This is a genomic window from Flavobacterium pokkalii (genome assembly GCF_014596575.1).
In the GTDB taxonomy this organism is placed as follows: Bacteria; Bacteroidota; Bacteroidia; order Flavobacteriales; family Flavobacteriaceae; genus Flavobacterium; species Flavobacterium pokkalii.
The window spans coordinates 41,209-64,332 of the sequence record NZ_NASZ01000007.1 but is presented as its reverse complement, the minus strand read 5'-3'; the positions used below and the strand labels follow the sequence as shown (position 1 = coordinate 64,332).

General features: G+C 35.3%; 24 protein-coding genes and 3 tRNA genes. 9 read left to right on the top strand and 18 right to left on the bottom strand.

All coding sequences use genetic code 11. The annotated features are described in order from the left end of the window. Positions 1–10: 10 nt before the first annotated feature. Positions 11–1,849, bottom strand: coding sequence for a M56 family metallopeptidase (locus B6A10_RS06770; RefSeq protein ID WP_188220253.1), 1,839 nt, complete (start codon positions 1,847–1,849; stop codon positions 11–13). 2 nt (positions 1,850–1,851) lie between these two features. Continuing rightward, entirely contained in the window at positions 1,852–2,211 is a 360-nt protein-coding gene (locus B6A10_RS06765) for a BlaI/MecI/CopY family transcriptional regulator (RefSeq protein WP_188220252.1), read from the bottom strand. Positions 2,212–2,379: 168 nt separating this feature from the next. Here B6A10_RS06765 and B6A10_RS06760 point away from each other — a divergent pair, with 168 nt between their 5' ends. The 5 genes from B6A10_RS06760 (at position 2,380) to B6A10_RS06740 (ending at position 6,047) form a co-directional block, all read left to right on the top strand. Beyond that, entirely contained in the window at positions 2,380–2,982 is a 603-nt protein-coding gene (locus tag B6A10_RS06760; RefSeq protein WP_188220251.1) for a DUF1684 domain-containing protein, read from the top strand. Further along, positions 2,982–3,629 carry a TatD family hydrolase gene (locus tag B6A10_RS06755; RefSeq protein ID WP_188220250.1) on the top strand — a complete coding sequence of 216 codons (648 nt, stop codon included), beginning with the start codon at positions 2,982–2,984 and terminating at the stop codon, positions 3,627–3,629. Before B6A10_RS06760 ends, B6A10_RS06755 begins: the two co-directional genes overlap by 1 nt. 42 nt (positions 3,630–3,671) lie before the next feature. After that, positions 3,672–4,391 (top strand): tRNA threonylcarbamoyladenosine dehydratase, encoded by a 720-nt coding sequence (locus tag B6A10_RS06750; RefSeq protein ID WP_055092489.1) that lies wholly within the window; start codon positions 3,672–3,674, stop codon positions 4,389–4,391. 85 nt (positions 4,392–4,476) lie between these two features. Then, a complete protein-coding gene (locus B6A10_RS06745) occupies positions 4,477–5,151 on the top strand; it encodes an HAD family hydrolase (RefSeq protein WP_055092487.1) in 675 nt (224 codons plus the stop codon). A gap of 53 nt (positions 5,152–5,204) precedes the next feature. Continuing rightward, a complete protein-coding gene (locus B6A10_RS06740; RefSeq protein WP_188220249.1) occupies positions 5,205–6,047 on the top strand; it encodes a DUF2911 domain-containing protein in 843 nt (280 codons plus the stop codon). Between the two features lie 60 nt (positions 6,048–6,107). On the opposite strand, the gene B6A10_RS06735 is transcribed toward B6A10_RS06740, so the two are convergent. The 3 genes from B6A10_RS06735 to B6A10_RS06725 form a co-directional block, all read right to left on the bottom strand. After that, entirely contained in the window at positions 6,108–7,829 is a 1,722-nt protein-coding gene (locus B6A10_RS06735) for a sodium:solute symporter family transporter (protein ID WP_188220248.1), read from the bottom strand. A 121-nt stretch (positions 7,830–7,950) separates the two neighbouring features. Continuing rightward, a complete protein-coding gene (locus B6A10_RS06730) occupies positions 7,951–10,485 on the bottom strand; it encodes a PIG-L family deacetylase (RefSeq protein WP_188220247.1) in 2,535 nt (844 codons plus the stop codon). Positions 10,486–10,616: 131 nt separating this feature from the next. After that, positions 10,617–11,066, bottom strand: a complete 450-nt coding sequence (locus B6A10_RS06725; RefSeq protein ID WP_055092478.1) for a YhcH/YjgK/YiaL family protein — start codon at positions 11,064–11,066, stop codon at positions 10,617–10,619. 255 nt (positions 11,067–11,321) lie between these two features. Here B6A10_RS06725 and B6A10_RS06720 point away from each other — a divergent pair, with 255 nt between their 5' ends. After that, complete coding sequence (locus B6A10_RS06720) at positions 11,322–11,969, top strand: M15 family metallopeptidase (RefSeq protein WP_188220246.1); 648 nt, start codon at positions 11,322–11,324, stop codon at positions 11,967–11,969. 90 nt (positions 11,970–12,059) lie between these two features. Here B6A10_RS06720 and B6A10_RS06715 read toward each other — a convergent pair whose 3' ends face one another. Together B6A10_RS06715 and B6A10_RS06710 are read right to left on the bottom strand one after the other, a co-directional pair. Next, positions 12,060–12,821 carry a C40 family peptidase gene (locus B6A10_RS06715; RefSeq protein WP_188220245.1) on the bottom strand — a complete coding sequence of 254 codons (762 nt, stop codon included), beginning with the start codon at positions 12,819–12,821 and terminating at the stop codon, positions 12,060–12,062. Between the two features lie 12 nt (positions 12,822–12,833). Then, positions 12,834–14,012 (bottom strand): acetyl-CoA C-acyltransferase, encoded by a 1,179-nt coding sequence (locus B6A10_RS06710; protein ID WP_188220244.1) that lies wholly within the window; start codon positions 14,010–14,012, stop codon positions 12,834–12,836. A gap of 246 nt (positions 14,013–14,258) precedes the next feature. On the opposite strand from B6A10_RS06710, the gene B6A10_RS06705 reads away from it, so the two are divergent. The 3 genes from B6A10_RS06705 (at position 14,259) to B6A10_RS06695 (ending at position 14,536) form a co-directional block, all read left to right on the top strand. Continuing rightward, positions 14,259–14,342 (top strand) — tRNA-Ser (locus B6A10_RS06705). 18 nt (positions 14,343–14,360) lie between these two features. Further along, positions 14,361–14,435: transfer RNA gene (locus tag B6A10_RS06700), tRNA-Pro, on the top strand. A 27-nt stretch (positions 14,436–14,462) separates the two neighbouring features. Next, positions 14,463–14,536 (top strand) — tRNA-Arg (locus B6A10_RS06695). An 81-nt stretch (positions 14,537–14,617) separates the two neighbouring features. On the opposite strand, the gene B6A10_RS06690 is transcribed toward B6A10_RS06695, so the two are convergent. The 11 genes from B6A10_RS06690 to tsaD all read right to left on the bottom strand — a co-directional run bounded on the left by B6A10_RS06690 (position 14,618) and on the right by tsaD (position 23,040). Next, positions 14,618–15,067 carry an SRPBCC family protein gene (locus B6A10_RS06690; RefSeq protein WP_188220243.1) on the bottom strand — a complete coding sequence of 150 codons (450 nt, stop codon included), beginning with the start codon at positions 15,065–15,067 and terminating at the stop codon, positions 14,618–14,620. A 146-nt stretch (positions 15,068–15,213) separates the two neighbouring features. Further along, positions 15,214–15,672, bottom strand: coding sequence for an SRPBCC family protein (locus B6A10_RS06685; RefSeq protein ID WP_188220242.1), 459 nt, complete (start codon positions 15,670–15,672; stop codon positions 15,214–15,216). 357 nt (positions 15,673–16,029) lie between these two features. Continuing rightward, positions 16,030–16,377 carry a HepT-like ribonuclease domain-containing protein gene (locus B6A10_RS06680; protein ID WP_055092468.1) on the bottom strand — a complete coding sequence of 116 codons (348 nt, stop codon included), beginning with the start codon at positions 16,375–16,377 and terminating at the stop codon, positions 16,030–16,032. Continuing rightward, entirely contained in the window at positions 16,370–16,669 is a 300-nt protein-coding gene (locus B6A10_RS06675) for a nucleotidyltransferase family protein (protein WP_055092466.1), read from the bottom strand. Before B6A10_RS06675 ends, B6A10_RS06680 begins: the two co-directional genes overlap by 8 nt. 504 nt (positions 16,670–17,173) lie before the next feature. Beyond that, on the bottom strand, positions 17,174–17,746 hold the full coding sequence (locus B6A10_RS06670) for a hypothetical protein (RefSeq protein WP_188220241.1): 573 nt from the start codon (positions 17,744–17,746) through the stop codon (positions 17,174–17,176). A gap of 15 nt (positions 17,747–17,761) precedes the next feature. Next, positions 17,762–18,943, bottom strand: coding sequence for a class I SAM-dependent methyltransferase (locus tag B6A10_RS06665; RefSeq protein ID WP_188220240.1), 1,182 nt, complete (start codon positions 18,941–18,943; stop codon positions 17,762–17,764). Between the two features lies 1 nt (position 18,944). Further along, the gene (locus B6A10_RS06660; protein ID WP_188220239.1) at positions 18,945–20,036 is read right to left on the bottom strand and encodes an AI-2E family transporter; all 1,092 of its coding nucleotides are present in this window, start codon (positions 20,034–20,036) and stop codon (positions 18,945–18,947) included. A gap of 33 nt (positions 20,037–20,069) precedes the next feature. Continuing rightward, positions 20,070–20,573, bottom strand: coding sequence for a TrmH family RNA methyltransferase (locus B6A10_RS06655; RefSeq protein ID WP_188220238.1), 504 nt, complete (start codon positions 20,571–20,573; stop codon positions 20,070–20,072). A gap of 10 nt (positions 20,574–20,583) precedes the next feature. After that, the gene (locus B6A10_RS06650; protein ID WP_188220237.1) at positions 20,584–21,225 is read right to left on the bottom strand and encodes a DUF4159 domain-containing protein; all 642 of its coding nucleotides are present in this window, start codon (positions 21,223–21,225) and stop codon (positions 20,584–20,586) included. 78 nt (positions 21,226–21,303) lie between these two features. Then, on the bottom strand, positions 21,304–22,014 hold the full coding sequence (locus tag B6A10_RS06645) for a 16S rRNA (uracil(1498)-N(3))-methyltransferase (RefSeq protein ID WP_188220236.1): 711 nt from the start codon (positions 22,012–22,014) through the stop codon (positions 21,304–21,306). A 3-nt stretch (positions 22,015–22,017) separates the two neighbouring features. Next, positions 22,018–23,040: a tRNA (adenosine(37)-N6)-threonylcarbamoyltransferase complex transferase subunit TsaD gene (tsaD, locus tag B6A10_RS06640; protein ID WP_188220235.1), complete on the bottom strand. Its 1,023-nt coding sequence runs from the start codon at positions 23,038–23,040 to the stop codon at positions 22,018–22,020. Positions 23,041–23,124: the final 84 nt, after the last annotated feature.

Genomic DNA, 23,124 nt, shown 5'->3' with positions numbered 1-23,124 from the left:
ATGCAGAAATTTAGTTGTGTTGGTTATAATATTCATTAGTTTTAACTTCAATTAAAAAACCATACAAAGCTTTTTCTCCGTAAGATTCATAATATTTTTTATTCTCAGGCCATCTGCTATTAATGTCTTTTTTGATTACCTGTTTAATGTCATTAGGACTTAGTTTTTCTAAAGTTTGATAATCGCTATGTTTTCCATCAATTACAATAACTGCTTTTTTGTAATCAATTTGTTGGTCGTTTATAATTCTGTTTATAGAATTGCTTAGACTAGCGTATCCTGTAGCATGTCCAGAAGTACTTCCTAAAGTAATTTTTTCAGAATAAAATTTGAAAGGTTCAATGGGTTTTCTACTAGTTGTAAAGTATCCATTGTTACCATTTGCAATATTTTTGTATTTACTTTCTATATTTATAATTTCCCCATTATTGTTTCTTTTTATATTAAAAAAACTTAAATCAATATTGTATAAGTTTTTTATTTGGTTGCATTTTTCTTTAATTTCTTCGTCAGTAGTGTTTTTTGTAATAATAAAATCAATTTTATTAATTTGAGGTTCTGATTCTTTATTTTTGATTTCTTCTTGTTTTAATTTGTTGCTGTTTTTAGTAGTTATCCTAATCGTATTTTCAAAAGTATTAACGTCAACTTTGTCAACAGTGCTTTGATCTAATTTATTAAAATCTTCGTTGGTGGATTTTATGCCATCGATGTAAATGGTTTTATCGGTTATTTTTACAGGTTTTGATAGATGTTTAGTAGTAACCAGAATTGTTTTTTTACCCGAAATTGTAGCTACATCAACTTTTTCAATATCATCAGGATTCAATTTATCCATTTCTTCCTGTGTTGATTTTTCTCCATTGATGATTATTTCTTTGTTTTCAGATAAAGTTTTTAAATCCTTTTCAAGTTGAAATGATTTTAAATCAACTGAATCTGATTTGTTTTCTTTTACTTGTTTTGGAGTTTCTTTCTCCTGTGCCACAACTTCAATTTGGAATAAAAAAATAAAAGCAATAAGTGCTGGGAATACTGTAATGTACTTCCAGGAATTCCATTTGTTGGATTGGTTTTTGTTCAACATAATAATTCTTTTTTTGATTAAGGATTGGTAGAAATGATTGGTAATGGCTACACAATTGTCTTGTGTGGTTATTTTTAAAAGAGTTAATTGGTAAGCTTTTTTGTCGGCTATGTTTTTAGACGCTTCACTATCAGCTATGAATTCCAGATTTTGTACCATTGCTTTTTTATACAACCAAATCAAGGGATTGAACCAAAAAGTAGTACAAAATAGTCGTGCTACTAATACATCTACACTGTGATATTGACTGCTGTGTACTTTTTCGTGTTCTAAAATGTTCGTTAGTTCCGTTTCGCTGTATAGAGATGAATTATAAACAATAGTTTTAAAAAATGAAAAAGGAGCGATGTTTTCGGTTACCTCAATTAATTTAAAATTATCCTGAAGTGTACTTTTTTTGTTTTTTAAAACTTTGGATAAACTATAAAAATCAAAGAGGAGTTTGAGTAGAAAAATTATAGTTCCAATAAGATAAATGTATGTCGCTATCAAATACCAATTGATTTGCGATTCCTGATTAGTTGTTGAAGTTGTAACAGGAACATTAGACCAGTCGATTGCTGTGGTTGGTTCTAAAGGTTCTACCCAAATTATTTTAGTGATAAAATAAAGTGGCAGTAGTGCTGAAGTTAATAACCCTGAAAGTAAAAACCATCTGTTTGCACTAAAGAAAGTTTCTTTGCGTAACAAAAACATATAGCTCAGGTAAAATAATCCAATTAGACCACTTGTTTTGACGAAGTATAAGAATAGATTTTCCATGGCTATTCGTTTTTTTCAATCATCGCTAAAATTTCCCGTAATTCATCGGCAGATATTTTTTCTTCTTTGGCAAAAAAGCTAACCATATTCTTATAGGAATTATTAAAATAAGTTTCGATAGCAGTGTTCATAAACTTTTTGCGATAGTCTTCCATTTTCACAATAGGGTAGTACTGATGTGTTTTGCCAAAAGCATTATAGGACACATATCCTTTTTCTTCCAGATTTCTAATAATGGTCGAAAGTGTGTTGTAATGCGGTTTGTCGTCTTTAATTTCTGCCATGACTTCTTTTACAAATGCTTTTTCCAGCTTCCATAAAATTTGCATGATTTCTTCTTCTTTGTTGGTTAATTTATCCATAGCTGTTTAATTTGAATACAATTATATAACTATATTTTTAGTTTAACAACTATTTTTATAGTTATTTAACTAGGTTTTTAGTTTTTAGGTTGTGATATATTTAATTTTATCTGTTTCAGACTTTGTCGCTTTCTAACTTTTAAGCTATTTTTGCATAAAATTTTGAAGATGAGGTATATTCTGTTGTTTACTGTTTGGTTGCAAAGTATTTTTGGTTTTTCTCAGGAGAAATTCAATTGGACGGCTGCTAAAAAGTACCAACAGGAATTGAATAAAGAATATGCTGATTCTAAAACCAGTCCGCTGGAAGCAAAAGATTTAGTAACTTTTAAAACCTTGGATTTTTATCCAGTCAGCGAAAAATATTTTGTGATTGCCAAATTAGTTCGTACTCCAAAAGAAAAAGCTTTTAAAATGGCAACATCAACCGACAGACAGCCGCTTTTTAAAAAATACGGAGAAGTACATTTTGAAATGGATGGAAAAAAATGCAAACTCAATGTCTATCAGGATGTGGAGTTTTCTAAAAATCCAAAATATAAAAATGATTTGTTTTTGCCTTTTTTCGATGAAACTTCCGGAAAGGAAAGTTACATAGGCGGGAAATATATTGATTTAAAAATTCCAAAAGGCAATACAATTGCGATTGATTTTAATACTTCCTATAATCCGTATTGCGCTTACAGTCATCGTTATTCCTGTCCGAGAGTTCCTTTGGAAAACGATTTGAAAGTGGCTATTCGCGCCGGTGTTAAAAAATTTCATGACTAATGCAGTATTTCAATTTACATACGCATCAATTTACAAATGATGCTGAAATTTTGGAATTGGTAAACCAATATCCGCAGGAATTTGATGCAGCAATTTCAAATTATTCTATTGGAATTCATCCTTTATTTATTGATGAAAACCGATTGGAAAGTGATTTTCAAATTTTGGAACAAAAAATAAGTTCTCCAGCTTGTTTGGCTATTGGCGAATGTGGTTTGGACAAACGCAGCGAAACGGCATTTGAAACTCAATTGAAAGTTTTAGAAAGACAATTACTTTTGGCAGAAAAATTCCAAAAACCGGTGGTGATTCATTGCGTGTTGGCTTTTCAGGAATTGGTTGAAATAAAAAACCGTTTGAAAATTACCACACCAATAATTATTCATGGATTTTCTAAGAAAGAACAGTTGGCGAAACAACTTCTAAGTAACGGGTTTTACCTTTCCTTTGGGAAAAATCTATTGCGAAATCCGGAATTAGAAAATGTTTTTGTCAATATTCCGGAGAATCGTTTTTTTCTGGAAACTGATATGGTCGAAGAAGGAATCCGGGAAGTTTATGCTTTGGCGGCAAAATATAAAAAGATTTCAATAGAGGATTTGCAGCAGCTAATTACTGAAAATGTGAAAACTGTTTTTAAAAAATAATAAAATAGCAAATAAACAAATTACCAAATAAAAGAATTTATTATGGCAGAGTGGACTGAAAGAGCCGAACTTTTATTCAAAAAAGAAGGATTAAATAAATTGCAAAATGCAAAAGTAATGGTTGTAGGATTGGGAGGAGTAGGATCTTTTGCAGCCGAATTTTTAGCCCGCGCCGGAGTGGGAAACATGATTATTGTGGATGGAGACGTTGTGGATATTACCAATATTAACCGACAATTGCCGGCTTTGCATTCTACGGTGGGTGAACCCAAAGTAACTATCGTAGGCGACCGTTTAATGGATATTAATCCGGAATTAAATTTAACCCGAGTAAAAGAATTTCTTTCTCCGGAACGCGCTTTCGAATTGGTTTCAGAAGATATGGATTATGTTTTGGACTGCATCGACAGTATTACACCAAAATTGAATTTGATTGTGGGATGTAAAAAGAAAAAGGTAAAAATAATTTCCAATATGGGAGCCGGTGGAAAAATGCAGGCCGGAAAGGTAACCGTGAAAGATATTAGTAAAACTGATGTTTGTCCGCTGGCAAAAGTGGTGCGTAAGCGTTTGCGTAAAATGGGGGTAAAAAAAGGAGTGAAAGCTGTTTTCTCTATGGAAAAACCGGATGAAACCAGTGTGAAAATGACCGACGGAACAAACTTTAAAAAATCGTTTTACGGAACAAACAGTTATATGCCGGCTTTATTTGGCTTACATGCGGCTGAAACGGTTATTCGAGATCTTTTGAAGAAGGAATAATTTGAAAAGAGGAAAGAGGTGAATTAATGATCTTCTTTACTGTTTAAAACTGTCAACAGACAACTAAAAACTAAAAACTAAAACAATGATACAAACTGTAATTTTTGACATGGACGGCGTAATCGTAGATACTGAACCGGTTCACCGTTATGCCTATTACAAACAATTTAAAGAATTAAATATCGAAGTAAGTGAAGAATTATACACTTCGTTTACTGGAAATTCAACCCGAAATATTTTTCAAAAGTTAAAAGATATTTTTCAACTGGAACAGGATGTTGAAGATTTGATTCTAAGAAAACGCAGTATTTTTAACGATGCTTTTGATACCAAAGAAGATTTGGAACTATTAGCAGGTGTTAGAAATCTTATCGAAGATTTACATCAAAATGGAGTGCAGATGATTTTAGCTTCTTCGGCTTCTAAAGTAACTATCGAACGTATTTTCAATCGCTTTAATCTGCATCAATATTTTACGCATAAGGTAAGTGGTGAAGATTTTCCAAAATCTAAACCACATCCGGCAATTTTTGAACATGCAGCGAGTTTATCGATTGCTCCAAAAGAAAATTGTATCATTATTGAAGATAGTACTAATGGAATTGTTGCGGGAAAAGCGGCAGGAATTTTGTGTATAGGATACAATAGTGAGCATTCTAAGAATCAGGATTTATCATTGGCAGATTTTGTAGTGAATCATTTTAATGAATTAAATTATGCCGTTGTGAGTGAAATGGATTCTAAATTATGCAATAATTAACAGCTGTACCGTTATAGAAATTGTACATTTGAATATTAAAAAATTACAGAATTATGAAAAAAGTATTGTTGATAGTTTTCCTAATTGTTTTGAATCTGGGTGCTGAGGCTCAGGTAAGAATTCCAGAAATGAGTCCAAAAACCGTTGTAAAACAGGTAGTAGGATTAACTGATGTTGAAATTGTCTATTCCAGACCATCAGCCAGAGGAAGGTCGGTTTTGGGAAATTTAGTGCCTTTTGGACAATTATGGCGAACAGGTGCTAATGAAAACTCGATAATTTCTTTTAGTGATGATGTTGTAATTAATGGAAAAACACTGAAAAAAGGAAAATATGCTTTGTACAGCATTCCAAATGTGCAAACTTGGGATGTACTTTTTTATACTGCCACCGACAATTGGGGAACTCCTAAAGAATTTGATGAGTCTAAAGTGGCTTTGAAAGTTTCAGTGAATGAAGAGGCTTTGACCAAACCGGTAGAGACTTTTACATTAGCTATTAATAATTTGACGACTAATTCGGCTACTTTGGATATTTCCTGGGAGAACTCCTATGTTTCCTTAAAATTTGAAGTGCCAACTAATAAATTAGCCATTGCCAGTATCGATAAAACTTTGGCAGGGCCAACACCAGAGCAATTTTATACAGCAGCACAATATTATTATCAGTCTAACGGAGATATTGCTAAAGGAAGAAGTTATATTGATAAAGCAGTAGAAATGTCTAAAAATGTTCCGTTTTATTATTTAAGACTAAAATCCTTAATTCAGGCGAAACAAGGCGATAAAAAAGGAGCTATTGAAACTGCTAAATGGTCTATATCCGCTTCAGAAGCTGCCGGAAATAAAGAATATGTGGAAATGAATAAAGCCAGTATTGAAGAGTGGAGCAGATAGTTTTTTCAGATTCAGAAATAAAAAAATCCCATTTGCAGAGTTTGTAAATGGGATTTTTTGTTAAGCGATATTTTCTGTCTTTTTAAAAATTGTTGACTGTAATAATGTTGAAAGTACAATTACCATCATAGCTCCAATGAAGTTTAGCCATAAATAGCCTAGTTTTTCTTCACCGCTTGGATAGATGAAAATGGCAAAATAGTAAATGATAAAGATGGTTAATTGGGTGATAAAAGCACCGTAGAATATAGCTTTGGCTTTGACAAATTTGATATAAAAACCAACCAGAAAAATCCCTAAAACGGTTCCGTAAAAGACAGATCCTACGATATTTACTAATTGAATCAGGTTTTCAAACAGCGTACCAACACAGGCGAAGAGAATGGCTACGACTCCCCAGAAAAAGGTAAAAAATTTCGTAGCATTCAAATAATGTGTTTCGGTTTTGTCTTCTTTTACATTACGTTTGTAAATGTCAATCGCAGTGGTTGAAGCTAAAGCATTCAGTCCGGAAGCGGTAGAAGACATTGCTGCCGAAATGATAACAGCGAGCAATAAACCAATTAAACCTTTAGGTAAATAATGCAGGATAAAATGAAAGAAAACATAATCTTTATCATTGGTTTCGTTGCCGCTGTCGGCTTTGTGAATAATTTCTTTGGCGCGGTCTCTTAGGTCTTTTTCTTTGGTCGAAAGAGCCACCATTTCTTTTCTTAAAATAGGATTATCATAATCCTGATTCAATTGGTCAATATACAGCAGATTGATTACTTTTTTGTCTTCCGAGAGCGTTTCCAGTTGTTTTTCTAAATCATGGTATTCGTTTTTATACTTTGATTTTTCAATCATAGTTTTGTTGTTCGGATTGAAATTTAACGGAACCGGATTGAATTGGAAAAAAACAAAAACCATTACACCGGTCAATAAAATAAAGAACTGCATCGGAACTTTTAAAAGCCCGTTCATAATCAGTCCCATTTGACTTTCCCGAACGGATTTTCCGGATAAATAGCGTCCTACCTGAGATTGGTCGGTACCAAAATAAGCCAGAGCCAGAAAGAAACCTCCGGTAATTCCGCTCCAAAAAGTATATTTTTCTTCCGGATCAGTCGAGAAATCTACAATATTCATTTTTCCATTAGCACCGGCAATATGAAGCGCATTGCTAAAAGTCATATCGTTTGGTAAAAAATGCAGAATAAGAAAAAATGTGATAAACATTCCCGACATAATTACAAACATCTGTTGTTTTTGGGTTACGTTTACGGCTTTGGTTCCTCCGGAAACCGTGTAAAAAATAACCAGAATTCCGATGACAATATTCATGTAGGTTAGATTCCAACCTAATAATGCCGATAAAATGATAGCCGGAGCATAAATGGTTAATCCGGTTCCGAGACCTCTTTGGAATAAAAAAAGAATGGCTGCCAGCGAACGGGTTTTTACATCAAAACGTTTTTCGAGGTATTCGTAAGCGGTAAAAACTTTGTATTTGTGATAAATGGGGATAAACGTCAGGCATATAACAATCATGGCTATTGGAAGTCCAAAATAAAACTGAACAAATCCCATTCCGTCATGATAAGCCTGACCGGGAGTGGAAAGAAAGGTAATGGCGCTCGCCTGAGTAGCCATAACCGAAAGTCCTACCATGTGCCAGGGCGTTTCATTACTTCCCAGAATAAAGTCTTCTACGTTTTTACTTCCCTTTGTTTTCCAAACGCCATAAATTACGATGAACAGCAGGGTGATAATCAGTACAATCCAGTCAAATAATTGCATGGCTTAAGAATATAATTTCATTATTAAATAAAAAAACAGGATGTATATCGCATTAGCGACCAAAACCCAGCTGTAATCCGGTTTCCACTTTCTTTCTTTTTTTAATCCCATAGTGCGTGTTTTATTTTTGGGTTTCCTCCGTTTGTGAGGTTTCAGGAGTTTTTAATGCAATCATATTAGCGATTAATCGATAAGCTCCCGAAACGCCCATTGGTAATTCTCTAAATAAACTTAATCCGGTATAGATATATTGTCCTTTTCCATAAGTTGCTACTAATAATGCGCCTTTTTTAGGTGTTTCTCCTTTGTCATGTGAAGAAAGAATTGGCGTAAAGGCGGCGTCAAATTGGTTAGGATAATACAAGCCCTGTTCCTGTGTCCATCCTTTAAAATCCTTTTCAGTGATTTTGTTTGGATAATTTAAAATAGCATGATCAGGGGCTAAAAACGTAACTGCCGCATTTTCATCAGTAACACGGTCACTGGAAAGCGTTAAGGGATAAGGAGCAATATTGGCAGGTATTGTTTTATCCGGAGTATTGTATTGCACAATCAGAGTTTTGCCTCTTTTTACAAATTCGAGCAGTAAATGTTGTCTGAATTTTAAAAAAGAAAGCGTATTGTAAGCACGGATTCCGGTGATAATCACGTCAAAATTATTCAAATAACGGCTGTTGATTTCTTCCGGTGTAATTAATGTCACGCTGTATCCCATCTGATTTAAGCATTCCGGAACATCGTCGCCGGCTCCCATGATGTATCCAATTTTTTCTTTGGTTGTTTTTAAATCTAATTTTTTAAATTTTGCTTCCGATGGCAATAAGACCTGTTGTTTGCTAATATGGTCGTAATTGATAATATATTGTTCTTTGTCCTGTTTTTTGTTGTCCAGAAGAACGATACTTTTCGCTGTAATTTCAGAAGCTTCCTTTGGTGGAGTTACATCAAAATAAACGGTTTTTTCGCTGTCTTTTTTTTCCAGACTAAAAGGAATATAAGGAGGATAAACATTCCAGTTTTCGTCTAAATCTAATCGGACTTCTCCATTAATATTGTCTTTTCCGGCTTTTACTCTAACGGCCATTTTCTTGGTGTTTCCACTGTTGAAAAAAGAAATCTGGTCCACAATACGGCTGCTTACTTCCGGAATAATATCGAGGTAGTTGTACATTTCGCCCTTTACTTTATCGTTGAATTTGTAAACTACCAATCGTTCAAAAGGAATTGTTGTCTCATTAATAAGGAGTTCAAATTCCAGTTTTACGTCTCTGATAATATCCGGCAAACCAATATTTTTCTGGTCGGAAACCTGATACATTCCCACAGTTGGTCGTTCTTTGAGCCAGTTGGGCTGACTATAAGGAACGTCTGTAGGTAGTTGTAGGTTAATATGCAGAATTTCGGCCGTATTATTGTTTAATGGACGATTTAAAACCGTGTTTTTCTGATCCGGGAAGCTGGTGATACTTTTTAGTGTTATAGGTGTTTCACTTCGGTTAATAGCTTCAATTTTAATTTTAAGCTCACTTCCGGGAGTCGCCTGATCTTCGTTAGCAACAGCTTCCAGATACAATCCGGCACAGGCAGTAATAGTGTTTTTAATTTCTTCCAGTTTAATTGGTTTCCAATGATTTTCATCCAGAGCGAGAATCATTTTATAAGCCTTTAATAAATCAGGAATAGAGGCAGAAGGATTTGAGAAATCAAACTTTTTCTCAATACGATGCAACAATTCACCGATAGATTTTCCGCCTTTTACCCGATTCCAGCTGGTATCAATTCCATCAAAAATATTCGAAGGTTCTTTTAGAAGAGGATTTCCATTGATAAGTTCTAAATATTCGATGTCGTTTCCGCGGCTTCCGGTGCTGCCAAAACCTTGTGATTTATGACTGCTTCGGCTCAAAGCGGCAATTTCCTGATTCGATTTTCCTAAAGAGGGATAATAAACACCGGTTTGTAAACTGATAAATTTAGATTTATCGGCAGCATCAAATTTTTCCTGACTGCCATAAAACCAAACCGACGGATTGAAAAAAATACGTTTGCATTGCCAGGGTGCGTACCATTGCAATTGTTCCGGAAAACGTTCGGAATTATTGGATAAATCAAAAGCTTCCACGCTTAAAATTGCCGAAGCCGTGTGATGCCCATGCGTAGTTCCAGGCGAACGATGGTCAAAACGGTTGATGATAACATCGGGTTGGAATTTTCGAATAGTCCAAACAACATCAGCCAAAACTTTTTCTTTGTCCCAAATTTCAAAGGTTTCATCAGGATTTTTGGAAAAACCAAAATCATTGGCACGACTAAAAAACTGTTCACCGCCGTCAATTTTTCGGGCTTCAATCAATTCCTGAGTTCGGATTACACCTAATAATTCGCGCAATTCCGGACCAATTAAATTTTGTCCTCCATCACCGCGGGTTAAGGAAAGATAAGCTGTTCGGGCTTTTATTTCATTTGAAAAATAAGAAATCAACCGGGTGTTTTCGTCATCCGGATGTGCGGCAATATAGAGCACGCTTCCTAAGAAGTTTAGTTTCTGAATTTGATTGTAAATTTCAACAGCATTGGGTTTTTGTGGTTTTTGGGCATTGCTGAACTGAAATAACAAAAGGCATGTAACAATAAAAACGACTTTGTTTTTAAGCATTTGGATGTAATTTTATGGCAATAGATTCAAATGTAAGGATTATTTTTTGGAATAAAATGATTCTCATTTGCTTCCTAAAACAACAAAAACTACTCCGAAAAGTAGTTTTGCTGTAATAAATTTTATTTTTTTTAGATTTTCACCTTGATGACGATTTTTTTAATCTTTCCGTTGCTTATCATTGCTGCGTGGACATCATCGGGAAATAAAATGGTAAATTGTCCCGGATTCAATTCGAAAAACATATCCGGCTGATCAAAAAAGAAACGAACATCTTTCTCATCGCTGTAATCTCCGTTTGGGCTCACACATTTTTCTCTCGGTTTCCAGGCATAAGTTTCCGGACCGGCTACACACACCTGAATATCAATATTTTTGTCATGACATTCAAAGTGAACCAAACTTTGTTCTTTAGAATTTCCGTTTCCGGAATTTACGATAATTTTTAAATCATCGGTATATTGGGTTACGCCATCAGCCAGGTTGGCTAAGTCGTTTTCTTTTAAAAATTGAAATGCTTTTTCGAAAGCAGGGTGCAAACCGTAGTATTTCGCCGCATTGTTTAATGAATCTACAATCATTTTAAAGTTGTGTTTTAATATTAATGGGTAAAAGTTGTATCGCTTTTAGGCAACAAAAAATAAAAGTACATTTTTAAATTCAATAGAAGAATGAAATCGACGAAAAAGTTTTTTAAACAAAATGAAAGTGGTTGATGTTGAATAGGTTTTGTAAAAAAGAGATTCCAGAGTCCGAAGCTTAGGCTTTTTTAGAGATGGTTTTGTACATTTGTTAAAGCCTCAAAACGTTTTGAGACGGTTTTAATTATGCTTCAGATGACTACAACTTTCAGATTTCTCTTTTCTCTTGGTTTCTTTTTTGTGTTTTTGTCCTGTCATTCACAGTCGGCAATCGTAACATCCAAAACAGAAATTGCCGATACCGCTTTTGTAAACTTAAAAGACTATAGTTTGGATTTTGTGTATGATATGAAATATGCTACCGAGGATAATTTTTTGAAAGCCAAAGTATATGATTGCGATGAATGTTTTTTACGTTACAAAACCGTTAAGGCATTGATTGCTGCCAATGAAGAATTTAAAGAAAAAGGCTTACGGATTAAGCTTTTTGACTGTTATCGCCCGTTGGATATTCAAAAACGAATGTGGACGATTGTTTCTAATCCTGAATATGTTGCCGATCCGTCCAAAGGTTCGATTCATAATAGAGGAGGAGCCGTTGATATTACTTTGGTCAACAAAAGAGGAAGAGAGTTAAAAATGGGGACTTCTTTTGATTTTTTTGGTCCTGAAGCCGGACATCTTTATGAAGATTTGCCACAAAAAGTGAAAGATAACAGAGCTTTACTTAAAGAAGTGATGATTGCCAACGGTTTTAATTCTTTTGATTCCGAATGGTGGCATTACAATTTAAAATCCGGTTTAAAGGATAAATTGTCTAATGAAAAATGGGAGTGTAAGTAACTGTAAGTTCGAGTGAATTTTAAGAAAATGCAATAGCTTTTTATTAAAATTTGTATCGTGAACAATTACTGATTTCGATTCTTGTTGTAATTAAACAATCTTTTTAATCACTCTTAATTTGTGCGTATGCCTGTTGGTTTCGTTATTGAAAATCCCTAAATGGTCAATACGGTCAATGCGCACTTTTCCGCTGGCATGGATAATGTAATTGTTTTCCATAATAATTCCTACGTGAATGATATTGCCTTCTTCATTGTCAAAAAAAGCCAAATCTCCCGGTTCGCTTTCTTCGATAAAACTCAAAGCTTCGCCTTGGGTTGCCTGCTGCGAGGCATCTCTTAAAAGTTTGTAACCGTTTAATTTGTACACCATTTGGGTGAAACCCGAACAATCAATACCAAAAGGCGTTTTCCCACCCCATAAATAGGGTGCGTTCAAATACATATAAGCGGTATTGATGAGGTTTCTTTTGTCTTTGACACCGTTTACTTTAGTTCCTTCAAACTCGTAATTCTGCGTGTTGATTTCGTTATTATTCAAAAACGAAAGCGAGGCTCCCAATGGAATAGGAATCAACTGATTGTTGGTAGTAGTGATGTATTCGATTAAATCGGAATTGAGAATGATGGTCTCTTTGGATAATTGCTCATAATTCGCCTCTGAAATCACCTGATATTGTTTAGCATCTACCCAGCCTTCATAATCATCGTATTGCAATTTAATGCGCGACCATTGGTTGCGTTTTTCCAATATTTTAAAGTGTTCGCCAAATAAAACCTGAGAAACAATTTCGCTTTTGTCACTAGGTTCAAATCGAAGGGGAATAATGGCTAAATTACAGATTCCGAACATTAATTCAATTTTTTAGATTCTTTCAATAACAATTGCTGAAGCGCCACCACCACCGTTGCAAATGGCTGCGGCTCCTATTTTGGCATCATTTTGTTCCAAAATATGCAGTAAACTTACCAGAATTCGGGCTCCGGAACATCCCAGAGGATGTCCTAAAGAAACCGCTCCTCCGTTTACGTTTACTTTGTTGCTGTCCAGACCTAAAATTTTGATATTGGCCAGACCTACAACGGAAAAAGCTTCGTTGAATTCAAAAAAATCGACATCGTTTAATGTTATTCCGGCTTTGTCTAAGGCTTTTGGTAAAGCTTTAGCCGGACTGGTGGTGAACCATTTAGGTTCCTGAGCAGCGTCGGCATAACTTTTAATGTAAGCCAAAGGTTTTAGTTGTAATTCGGCTGCTTTTTCTTCACTCATCAGGATTAAGGCGGCTGCGCCGTCGTTGATAGTCGAAGCATTGGCAGCGGTTACGGTTCCGTCTTTGGTAAAAACAGCATTTAAAGAAGGAATTTTATCCAGTTTAACATTAGTATATTCTTCGTCTTTGGAAACGATAATTGGTTCTCCACGGCGTTGTGGAACTTCAACCGGAACTACTTCGGCATCAAATTTACCCGATTCCCAGGCTTGCGCCGAACGACGGTAGGATTCAATAGCAAAATTGTCTTGTTCTTCGCGACTAATATTGTATTCTTGAGCACAAAGGTCGGCATAAACGCCCATCGCCTGATTGTCATAAGCATCAACTAAGCCGTCTTTTTGCATTCCATCCACTAAGGAAGTTGGTCCAAATTTCACGCCGTTTCTTAAATGGGTATAATGCGGAACCAAACTCATGTTTTCCATTCCTCCAGCAACTACAATTTCGGCATCACCAGTTTTAATCGCCTGAGCTGCCATCATTACGGCTTTCATTCCGGAAGCACAAACTTTATTGATAGTCGTACAAGGGACTATGTCTTTCAAACCTGCAAAAAGTGCCGCCTGACGTGCCGGAGCCTGACCTACGCCTGCCTGAATAACATTTCCCATTAATACTTCGTCCACCAGGGCAGGATCCAGATTTATTTTATCCAAAGCGCCTTTGATAGCGGTAGCTCCCAGTTGCGGAGCGGAAACATTGGCTAATCCTCCCATGAAACTTCCTATAGGGGTTCTTACGGCTGAAACGATAACTACTTTTTTGCTCATATTTTAAATGCGGTTTGATTGTATAGTCCAAGCAAATTTACTCTTTTTTGTATTAAATTTATATTTTCGGTCGTGGATTCTCTTTTTGAAAAAAAAGTTTAAAAAATATCAGAATCTATCTGTTTGATTGTTAGTGTTTTTTAAAATAATCAAAAAAAAATATAAAAAAAAGCACAAAAATAGTTGCGAGAAATGAGATGTTGTGTTACATTTGCAACCGCAAAACGAGACACGTTCTTTGAGCTTGGAGAGGTGCCAGAGTGGTAATGGAGCAGATTGCTAATCTGTCGACGGGTAACCGTCGCCAGGGTTCGAGTCCCTGTCTCTCCGCTTATAAATTTTGCTACTCGGGGTGTAGCGTAGCCCGGTTATCGCGCCTGCTTTGGGAGCAGGAGGCCGCAGGTTCGAATCCTGCCACCCCGACAAAACCTTAATAAGTTTGAAAATTAAGGTCGCATAGCTCAGCTGGATAGAGCACCTGCCTTCTAAGCAGGCGGTCGAAGGTTCGAATCCTTCTGCGATCACAAAAAGCCTTGAAATCACCGATTTCGAGGCTTTTTTGTTTCTGTTAATTTCTTGTTTTTTATTTTTTTGCTAACTAAAAATTAAGCATCCGGAATATTGGGTTCTACTAAACGTTTTAATTTATCTAAGGATTCCTGCCAACCCAAATAGCACATTTCTACCGGAATAACATCCGGAATTCCTTCCTGGGTTACGAATAGTTCGGTTCCGCAAAGTACTTTTTTGAATGCAACGGAGGTTAACATTTTACCCGGCAGATTCGGATCGTCAAATTGATCGGTGTATTTGATGAGTTCGTTGGTTTTGATTTCCAAATATTCGCCTCCAAAAGAATGGCCATTTCCGGTGGAAAAATTAGTGAACGACATTTGGTACGTTCCTCCAATTTTAAAATCCATGTGGTGTACTTTGCATAAAAAACCGTAAGGAGGCAGCCAGGTCGCCATTGCATCAGCATCGGTGAATGCTTTAAAAACTTTTTCTATGGGTGCTGCAAATACCCGATGCAGCTTTACTTGATTGTTTGCCATGAAATTACGAATTTAGTTCAATACTTATTTACGTTATTATTTATATAGCGTTATTGAAGCCTAATAAAATTGTCTTATTTAACTCAAAAATTAAATTTTATTATTTGTTCTGATTTAGTCTCCTAACTGATGGAATTTTTGTTCCTTTACTTCTCGCAAATTTCTTTTAGTTTTTCGAGTGCCTTGGGGAAAGTTTGGTTCATGTATTCCAAAAAATCTTCGGTAACGTCTATATCAACTGTAACGGTAGTGACGCCATTGCTTTCTTCAAAAGTATAATTTTCGTATCCGTTGGCCCATTTTTCTACTTCCGGACCTGTCGTAATTTCTTCATTATTTTTTAAAATGCCGTAATGGCGAATAGAAACAAAACGGTTATTGGTACAATCAAAAACTTCTGAAACCATGCCGCCTTTGTTGCCATTTTCATCCGTTCCGATAAAGAGCATTTTGCTTCCTTTTTCCCAGTTGCCTTCGTAGGTAGAAGTAGGGTTGAATAGGGCTGTCCATGCTTCGTAAGTTGCTTTGTTGCTAATGCCCAGCATAATATTATAAACCTTGCCGACTAGGGCATTTATGGTTACTTTGAATTGTAGTTTTTGCATAGGATGTTTTTATCTTTAAAGTTAAGTATTGATTTAAAGATAAGTACTTTGCTTTTTAAAAGCAATAGCTGGCCGCGTTATAAACGCTGCGATTTGTTTATAGCAGTAATTTGGTACGCTTTGAAAAAGAGCGCCAGAGGAAGAAATCAATTTCAGACTTCAAATCTTGTTCTAATTCTAACTCCATAATATTTCGGTTTCGGATTTTTAAACTGAGGCATAACGTTTTGTGGTTAGTGGTTTTTTTGCGAAGCCAACGAACTGCGTACTGTCTGCTAGGATAAAAAGTTTTACGTGAAAAATAGGGTTGAAGCCAAGAAAAACTAGCAATGGTCATACTGTTACCAGTAGTTATTTTTAGTTCTCTTTGATTAACGCATCAACTTCCAGTTTCAATTTCGGAAGATGGTTTATGAGTATTGACCAAATGTTCTCATCTGAAATATTGTCATAAGCATGAATGACTTGATTTCTCAACCCAATAATTGCTTTTGCATTACTGATTTTCTCAGTAAACGAATTGTCACGAGTAATTATTCTATTTACGGCTTCGCCAATAATCTCAAGATTTCTTTCGATAGCTCTTTTAAGCATTAAGTTATTTCGGTACTTGAAAAAATCTTTTTCTTCTTCCTGGAAAAAACTATCAATTTCGTCAATACAGAGTTTAATATCATAAAGCCATTTAAGAATTCTTTCATCCATAAATTAGCTCTTTAGATTTATTTATGGAGTTGATTAAGATTGGGTTTCTTAGAGTTTGTTCTTCAACCAAGTCAACTTCACGTCCAAATAATTTCTCTAATCTTTCTTTGAAATTTATATAATTATCAAAATACTTTGACAACTCAATGGATTTAAATTTTACAAGTAAATCAATGTCACTTTTCTTATTGAAGTTAGAATTCAAAGCTGAACCAAATAGATACATCTTTTCCACGTTGTACATTGTACAAAGCATTTTCAAGTCCTCTATATTTTTGTCAACTATTCTCATAAAGCAAATTTAGGCAAAAAAAGTTCTCTTTTATGCGAGGTCCAAAATAATTACTGGTAATGTTATGTCCGCTAAAAGAAGTGCCTTCCTTTATTGGTTTTTTAAATATAAAACAATTTTTATAAAATTAACTATGTCAGCAGAAAAGCACTAAGGTGTTTTTTTTAAAATACACGACAATTCTATTTTCGTTTTTGTGTTTAATAGCTTTAGCAGACCATTTCATGACGAATTGATTTTTTGATATAAATATACTGAATAAAAAAAGCAATGATAATGGCAATGATAATGGCAATGATAAATTTTATTGTGTGCAGGGATTGCGTGAGGGATAGTAGCGGAAATCCTTTTTATTTTGTCCTTCGACATCCTGAGAGCTATCGGGACAGGATGACAAAATAAAAAGATTGTAGCGAATAGCCCGACCCCGATGGAGTGTAACGGAGACGGGGGCACGTCCTAAAAAAAAAAAATCCGACTGCTTGTGACAATCGGATTGAAGTTTTAGTTTTCTATACAGTGTAAGTTATCCATAAAATAGGTTTCGGGCTGGTAGGTTTTACCGTTGAGTTCAGAAACCAATTCTTTTTTGATGATATAGTCTTCGGTGTCGGTCAGGTATTTGATGCGCATCAGGGAAACCGGAGAGGATTTTAAATCTTCCATAGTCCCTTTCATAAACATAAAAGTCCCTACAATCACGCGGTTGTCAAAGCCTTTTTCGTCGCGCAGCATACTGCCGCAATATTCCATGTTGATGTGTAGCAACGTAATGACTTTTCCGTTGTTTAACTGTAAATAGAGTTTGGAATTTTTATCAAAACAATTGGCTTTGATGAATCCTTTGTTTTTTTGAATCAATTGGACGTTCAGGGTTGGCAGTCCGTCAGTAGTTGCCAGTGTGCAAAAAATATAACTGGAAGTTCCTGCAAAGTTTTTCTCTGACATCAGGTATTCTTTGGTTTGTTTGTAGGTTCCTATGGAGTCTTTTACATTACTGGAGTATTCGCAGGGGAATTTTTGTCCCAGGGCGTTTAAGGAAATAAAAAATAAGGCGGTAAGTAATAGTTGTTTCATTCTGGTTATTTCTGTTTATTTTATTTTGGTGCAAAATACTATTATTTTATTAGTATTCACATCGGTGGTGAAAAAAGAATAGTGATTACCACCATCTTTAATTTTCCATTTTTTACGAATGTTTTCCACGGTTTCAGGAAAATTTCGGGTGGTAATATTGCATGGTTTGCCGCTCAGATGGATTTTGATTTCGGTTTTGTTGTATGGAAAAACGGCTTTAATTTCAAAAATTCGTCCCGGAAAATCTATTAATTCTTCCGAAGTATAAAGGTGTGAATGTTTGTGCAGTTTCTCTAATTTGAAATGAATGGCAACTTCGTCAAAAGCCCCCGATTTCATAATGGCGCTGTTGGCTTCATAGAGGTATTTTTGAGGTAATCCGTAGTTGGGGAGGCTTTGATTTTGCTGCATTTCAAAGTCAAAAGTGTCAACGGAACCTTTGGTTATATTGGCTGTTTTTACGGAAATAGCGCCCGAATAATCGCGGTGCAGTTCCCATAAAAGTTCTTTAACTTCGTTTTCCAGTGCAATAATATGAATGGTTTTTACATTTTTCAACTCGGATAATCCGGCTGAAAGATCCAGTAAAGGTGCTGTTTTGATTAAAATAGCCGCTGATTTTTCAAAATAAAAATCCAAATTTTCGGGTACGTTGGGCAGGCAGTCTTTGAGCATAAAAACCTTGCCTTTTACATCGCTTCTTCGGGAAGGATCGATGTAAATCCAATCCCATTTTTGGGTGCTTTTTTTCAGGATTTCCAGGCTGTCGCCCGAACGGCATTCGATATTTCTAACTTGAAACTGTTCAAAATTATGTTGTACAATTTTCGAAAGTTCCCGGTTGATTTCGCAATGAACTACAGATTTTACTTTTTTGGAAAAATAATAATCATCCACACCAAAACCGCCGGTTAAATCAATCAGATTTTCGCCGGAAACCAAATTACTTTTGTATAAAGCGGTGGCTTCGGAAGAGGTTTGTTCGACCGAAATTTTGCCCGGAAAAAGAATATTTGGGGTATTAAACCAGCTTGGTAATTTGTCTTTAGCCTTTGCTTTGGCTTCAATTTGGTTCAAAATCAATTTCCAGTCCACTTCCGGAAAAGGATTTTTTTGCAAAGCCAATTTGGAAATCGAAGTATTACTATTTTTGTTTATAAACTCCTGAATTTCGGACTGTAAAATATTGATATTCAACTTAAATGTCTTTGGTTAGCAATTTGATGATTTTGTATTCCGGAAAGAATTCTTTACCAATTACTTTTATGATGGTATATAAAGGAACGGCGAAAATCATTCCCAAAATTCCAAAAAGAAAACCTGCAATTAAAATAACAAGGAATATTTCCAAAGGATGAGAACTGACACTTTTGGAAAAAATAAGCGGTTGAGAAACATTATTATCGATTAGTTGTACAATCCAGAACCCGATTAAAACATAGATGGTTACCGGTAAAATTTCGGATTGAAAGTCGTTTCCTAAGTGGCTTAACATCGTTAAAATGGCGGCTAATATTGATGCGATTAGCGGGCCAACATAAGGGATGATGTTTAAAACAGCGCATAAAAAAGCAATAATTAAGGCATTAGGTATTCCAAAAATGACTAAAACAATCAGGTATAATAGAAAAACGATGAATAATTGAAATAATAATCCAATGAAATAGCGGGAAAGTAAATCGTTTATTTTTTCGAAAGAGTTTAAAAATTGCTCTTCGTGGCTGTCGGGAATGAGTTTTTTAGCTCCTCTGAGAAAGAGTACTCTGTCTTTTAAAAAGAAAAAAGTAATGAATAATACCGAACCAAAACCAACACCTAAACTACTGATCGTTCCAAGAAGACCGTTTAAAAAATTAGGAATTACAGTAAAGTTGATGTTCGAAGTCAAATTGGCTTCTTTTAAAACTTTTGCCGAATCAATATTATGAGCATCTAAAAAAAAAGTAATTTGATTTTGAAGTTCGATGATGTTTTTTTCAATTTCGGCAGTATTGAGCAGTGATAAGTTTTGTCCCTGCGAAGAAATTAAAGGAATAAACATTAAAATAAACCCCAGAATAAGTAATATAAAAATAAATACCGTAGTGGTAGTAGCGAGGATATGGTTGAATTTTAAACGTTTTTTAAAAAAATGGGAGATAGGTTGCCCTATCATGGTTAGAATTATGGAGATTACTAAATAAGTAAGTACAGTGCTGATTTTATAGATAAAAAACAATAGTAAACCGACTAAGATAGCCGTTGCTAAAGCTCTTAAAATACCTCTGGAAATAGTTCTTGATGTAATCATTGCTCTTTGTTTAGCTGATAAAGATAAAAAATATCAAATCAATTTAGAAGTAAATTCATAAAGTGCAATACTTGCGGCCTGAACGACATTCATGCTGCTGTTTTTGCCAAACATATTGATGTGTACAATTTGGTTGGAAAGCGCCAAAAGTTCCTCACTAACGCCGTTGATTTCGCTTCCGATAATCAGAGCGATTTTTTTGTTGGTTGGCAAAAGAACATCTTTAAGTGCTTTACTGTTTGAAGCGATTTCAAGAGCAATGATTTCGTAATTCTGTTCTTTCAAATGTTCGATTAAAGTGTTTTCTTCTTCAAAAATAAGATGCGGAAGATGTAAATGAGTATTTCGGCTGGTTTTATTTATTTTTCTGGGATTCAACGGAATATCTTTTCCTAAAAAGATGATTTTTTCAATTCCGAAAGCTTCCCCGATTCGAAAAAGTGAACCGATATTTTGTTGAAAATAAATGTGGTCACAGATTAGTGTGATCGGAAATTGTGAGGATTCAAATTGGGTTTCTTCGTGAGTGAGTTGCACGGGAAAATAATTAGTTGTTAAAGATGTAATTGATAATATTAGCGCCCATTTTCAGGGCTTTTTCACGTACAGCAACCGGGTCGTTGTGAACTTCGGCATCTTCCCAGCCGTCGCCTAAATCACATTCGAAAGTATAAAGTAAAACCAATCGGTTGTCGATGAAGATTCCAAAAGCCTGAGGACGTTTACCGTCGTGTTCGTGAATTTTAGGCAGACCATTAGCAAAAACAAAAGGTTTTTGAAAAATAGCATGTGTTGCCGGAATTTCGACTAAAGCTTTGTCAGGGAATATTTTTTTGATTTCTTTTCGGATGTATTCATCCATGCCATAGTTGTCATCAATGTGTAAAAAACCACCGCCACTTAAATATTTTTGCAAATTTTCAACATCTGAAGGACTAAAAATAACATTTCCATGTCCGGTCATGTGAAGGAAAGGATAGGAAAATAAATCAGGACTGCTTGGTTCTACCGTAGCCGGTTTTGGACTAATGGTAGTATTGATATTGCTGTTGCAAAAACGAATCAGATTAGGCAGAGAAGTAGGATTGGCATACCAATCGCCGCCACCGCTGTATTTTACCAAGGCAATCTCCTGGGAAAAGGCAAAGCAGCAGCTTACAAGTAGAAGGATTGTGTGTAGTTTTTTCATTTTTGATTTGTTGTTTTTGGCTTTGTTTAAAGTTTAAGGTTTGAGCCAAATCAGAACTCACAACCCATAATCCATAACTCATAACTCGTTAAAAAACACCACACTATGACAGGCTACTACAGCTGCTGTTTCGGTACGTAATCTGGTATTTCCTAAAGAAACCGGAATGTAATTATTTTCTAAAGCCAAAGCAATTTCTTTGGTCGAAAAATCGCCTTCAGGGCCGATTAACAAAGTAATATCTTCGTTGGATTTTAAAACTGATTTCAGTGTTTTCTTATCGGTTTCCTCGCAATGTGCAATTAATTGTAAACCTTTGTTTTGTTGCTTGCTGATGAATTCTTTGAAAGTGACTGCTTCGTTTAATTTAGGTAAATACAATTCGTTGCATTGTTTCAAAGCTGATAAAACGATTTTGTCAAAACGTTCTTTGTTAATCACTTTTCTTTCCGAACGATCGCAAATAATGGGTGTGATTTCCTGAATACCAATTTCGGTTGCTTTTTCTAAAAACCATTCAAAACGGTCGTTCATTTTGGTAGGAGCAACCGCCAGATGCAAATGGAATTTAGAAGCTTCTTTTTTCTCTAAAGAGTTGATTTTTACCGTACATTTATTATCGGAGGCTAAGGTGATTTCGCATTCAAATAAATATCCTGCGCCATTGGTTACGTATAAAATATCGCCGTCTTTTTTGCGTAATACTTTAATGATGTGTTTGCTTTCTTCTTTGTCAAAAATGAAAGATTCCGTTAGCTCGTCAATATTTGGATTGTAAAATAATTGCATAGTTTAGAATTGAATTCGCGCTTTAGAAACTACCGAAGCATTTTCGAAATTTTGAGATAAAAACTTTTGATAACCTACAATTCCTATCATTGCAGCATTGTCAGTCGTGTATTCAAATTTAGGTACAAATGTTTTCCAACCGTATTTTGCTTCGGCTTCTTTCAGCGTATTTCTAATTCCGGAATTGGCAGAAACACCACCGCCAATCGCGATTTGTTTAATGCCGGTTTCTTTGACGGCCATTTTTAATTTGTCCATCAAAATTTCAATAATAGTATATTGAATGGAAGCACAAATATCGTTGATGTTTTCGTCAATGAAATTAGGATTCTCGGCTTTATTTTTTTGGATAAAATATAAAATAGCAGTTTTTAAGCCGGAGAAACTAAAGTCTAATCCTGGTACTTTTGGTTTGGTAAACTTAAAAGCTTTCGGATTTCCTAATTGTGCATTTTTATCTACCAAAGGACCACCCGGATAAGGTAAGCCAAGGATTTTTGCGGTTTTATCAAAAGCTTCGCCTACAGCGTCATCGGTGGTTTCACCAATGATGGTCATGTCAAAATAATTGTCCACACGCACAATTTGAGTGTGCCCGCCGCTAATAGTCAGAGCTATAAAAGGGAATTCGGGTTTGTCATAACCTTCTTCATCGATAAAATGAGCCAAAATATGTGCCTGCATGTGGTTTACGGCAATCAGCGGAATATTCAGCGCTAAAGCCATTGATTTGGCAAACGAACTTCCAACCAATAAAGAACCCATTAATCCCGGACCTTGTGTAAAAGCGATAGCTGATAATTGTTCTTTAGAAATGTTGGCTTTCTTTAAAGCGGCGTCAATTACCGGAACAATGTTTTGCTGATGCGCTCGCGAAGCCAGTTCAGGAACTACCCCTCCGTATTGGGTATGAACCAATTGATTGGCTACAACATTTGAGAGCACTTTGTCGTTACATAAAACAGCAGCGGCAGTGTCGTCGCAGGAACTTTCAATAGCAAGAATGTAAACCTCAGGATTGAGCATAAAAAGGTACAATTTTTGGGTTATCTTTTTAGAAACCGATTTTATTTTTTATAATTTTACGGCGCAGCCAAAATTAAAGAATTT

Excerpts from the sequence above, each read along its gene's own strand:
- B6A10_RS06770 (WP_188220253.1), bottom strand. The coding sequence starts at position 1,849 with ATGGAAAATCTATTCTTATACTTCGTCAAAACAAGTGGTCTAATTGGA.
- B6A10_RS06765 (WP_188220252.1), bottom strand. The coding sequence starts at position 2,211 with ATGGATAAATTAACCAACAAAGAAGAAGAAATCATGCAAATTTTATGG.
- B6A10_RS06760 (WP_188220251.1), top strand. The coding sequence starts at position 2,380 with ATGAGGTATATTCTGTTGTTTACTGTTTGGTTGCAAAGTATTTTTGGT.
- B6A10_RS06755 (WP_188220250.1), top strand. The coding sequence starts at position 2,982 with ATGCAGTATTTCAATTTACATACGCATCAATTTACAAATGATGCTGAA.
- B6A10_RS06750 (WP_055092489.1), top strand. The coding sequence starts at position 3,672 with ATGGCAGAGTGGACTGAAAGAGCCGAACTTTTATTCAAAAAAGAAGGA.
- B6A10_RS06745 (WP_055092487.1), top strand. The coding sequence starts at position 4,477 with ATGATACAAACTGTAATTTTTGACATGGACGGCGTAATCGTAGATACT.
- B6A10_RS06740 (WP_188220249.1), top strand. The coding sequence starts at position 5,205 with ATGAAAAAAGTATTGTTGATAGTTTTCCTAATTGTTTTGAATCTGGGT.
- B6A10_RS06735 (WP_188220248.1), bottom strand. The coding sequence starts at position 7,829 with ATGCAATTATTTGACTGGATTGTACTGATTATCACCCTGCTGTTCATC.
- B6A10_RS06730 (WP_188220247.1), bottom strand. The coding sequence starts at position 10,485 with ATGCTTAAAAACAAAGTCGTTTTTATTGTTACATGCCTTTTGTTATTT.
- B6A10_RS06725 (WP_055092478.1), bottom strand. The coding sequence starts at position 11,066 with ATGATTGTAGATTCATTAAACAATGCGGCGAAATACTACGGTTTGCAC.
- B6A10_RS06720 (WP_188220246.1), top strand. The coding sequence starts at position 11,322 with ATGACTACAACTTTCAGATTTCTCTTTTCTCTTGGTTTCTTTTTTGTG.
- B6A10_RS06715 (WP_188220245.1), bottom strand. The coding sequence starts at position 12,821 with ATGTTCGGAATCTGTAATTTAGCCATTATTCCCCTTCGATTTGAACCT.
- B6A10_RS06710 (WP_188220244.1), bottom strand. The coding sequence starts at position 14,012 with ATGAGCAAAAAAGTAGTTATCGTTTCAGCCGTAAGAACCCCTATAGGA.
- B6A10_RS06690 (WP_188220243.1), bottom strand. The coding sequence starts at position 15,067 with ATGGCAAACAATCAAGTAAAGCTGCATCGGGTATTTGCAGCACCCATA.
- B6A10_RS06685 (WP_188220242.1), bottom strand. The coding sequence starts at position 15,672 with ATGCAAAAACTACAATTCAAAGTAACCATAAATGCCCTAGTCGGCAAG.
- B6A10_RS06680 (WP_055092468.1), bottom strand. The coding sequence starts at position 16,377 with ATGGATGAAAGAATTCTTAAATGGCTTTATGATATTAAACTCTGTATT.
- B6A10_RS06675 (WP_055092466.1), bottom strand. The coding sequence starts at position 16,669 with ATGAGAATAGTTGACAAAAATATAGAGGACTTGAAAATGCTTTGTACA.
- B6A10_RS06670 (WP_188220241.1), bottom strand. The coding sequence starts at position 17,746 with ATGAAACAACTATTACTTACCGCCTTATTTTTTATTTCCTTAAACGCC.
- B6A10_RS06660 (WP_188220239.1), bottom strand. The coding sequence starts at position 20,036 with ATGATTACATCAAGAACTATTTCCAGAGGTATTTTAAGAGCTTTAGCA.
- B6A10_RS06650 (WP_188220237.1), bottom strand. The coding sequence starts at position 21,225 with ATGAAAAAACTACACACAATCCTTCTACTTGTAAGCTGCTGCTTTGCC.
- B6A10_RS06645 (WP_188220236.1), bottom strand. The coding sequence starts at position 22,014 with ATGCAATTATTTTACAATCCAAATATTGACGAGCTAACGGAATCTTTC.
- tsaD (WP_188220235.1), bottom strand. The coding sequence starts at position 23,040 with ATGCTCAATCCTGAGGTTTACATTCTTGCTATTGAAAGTTCCTGCGAC.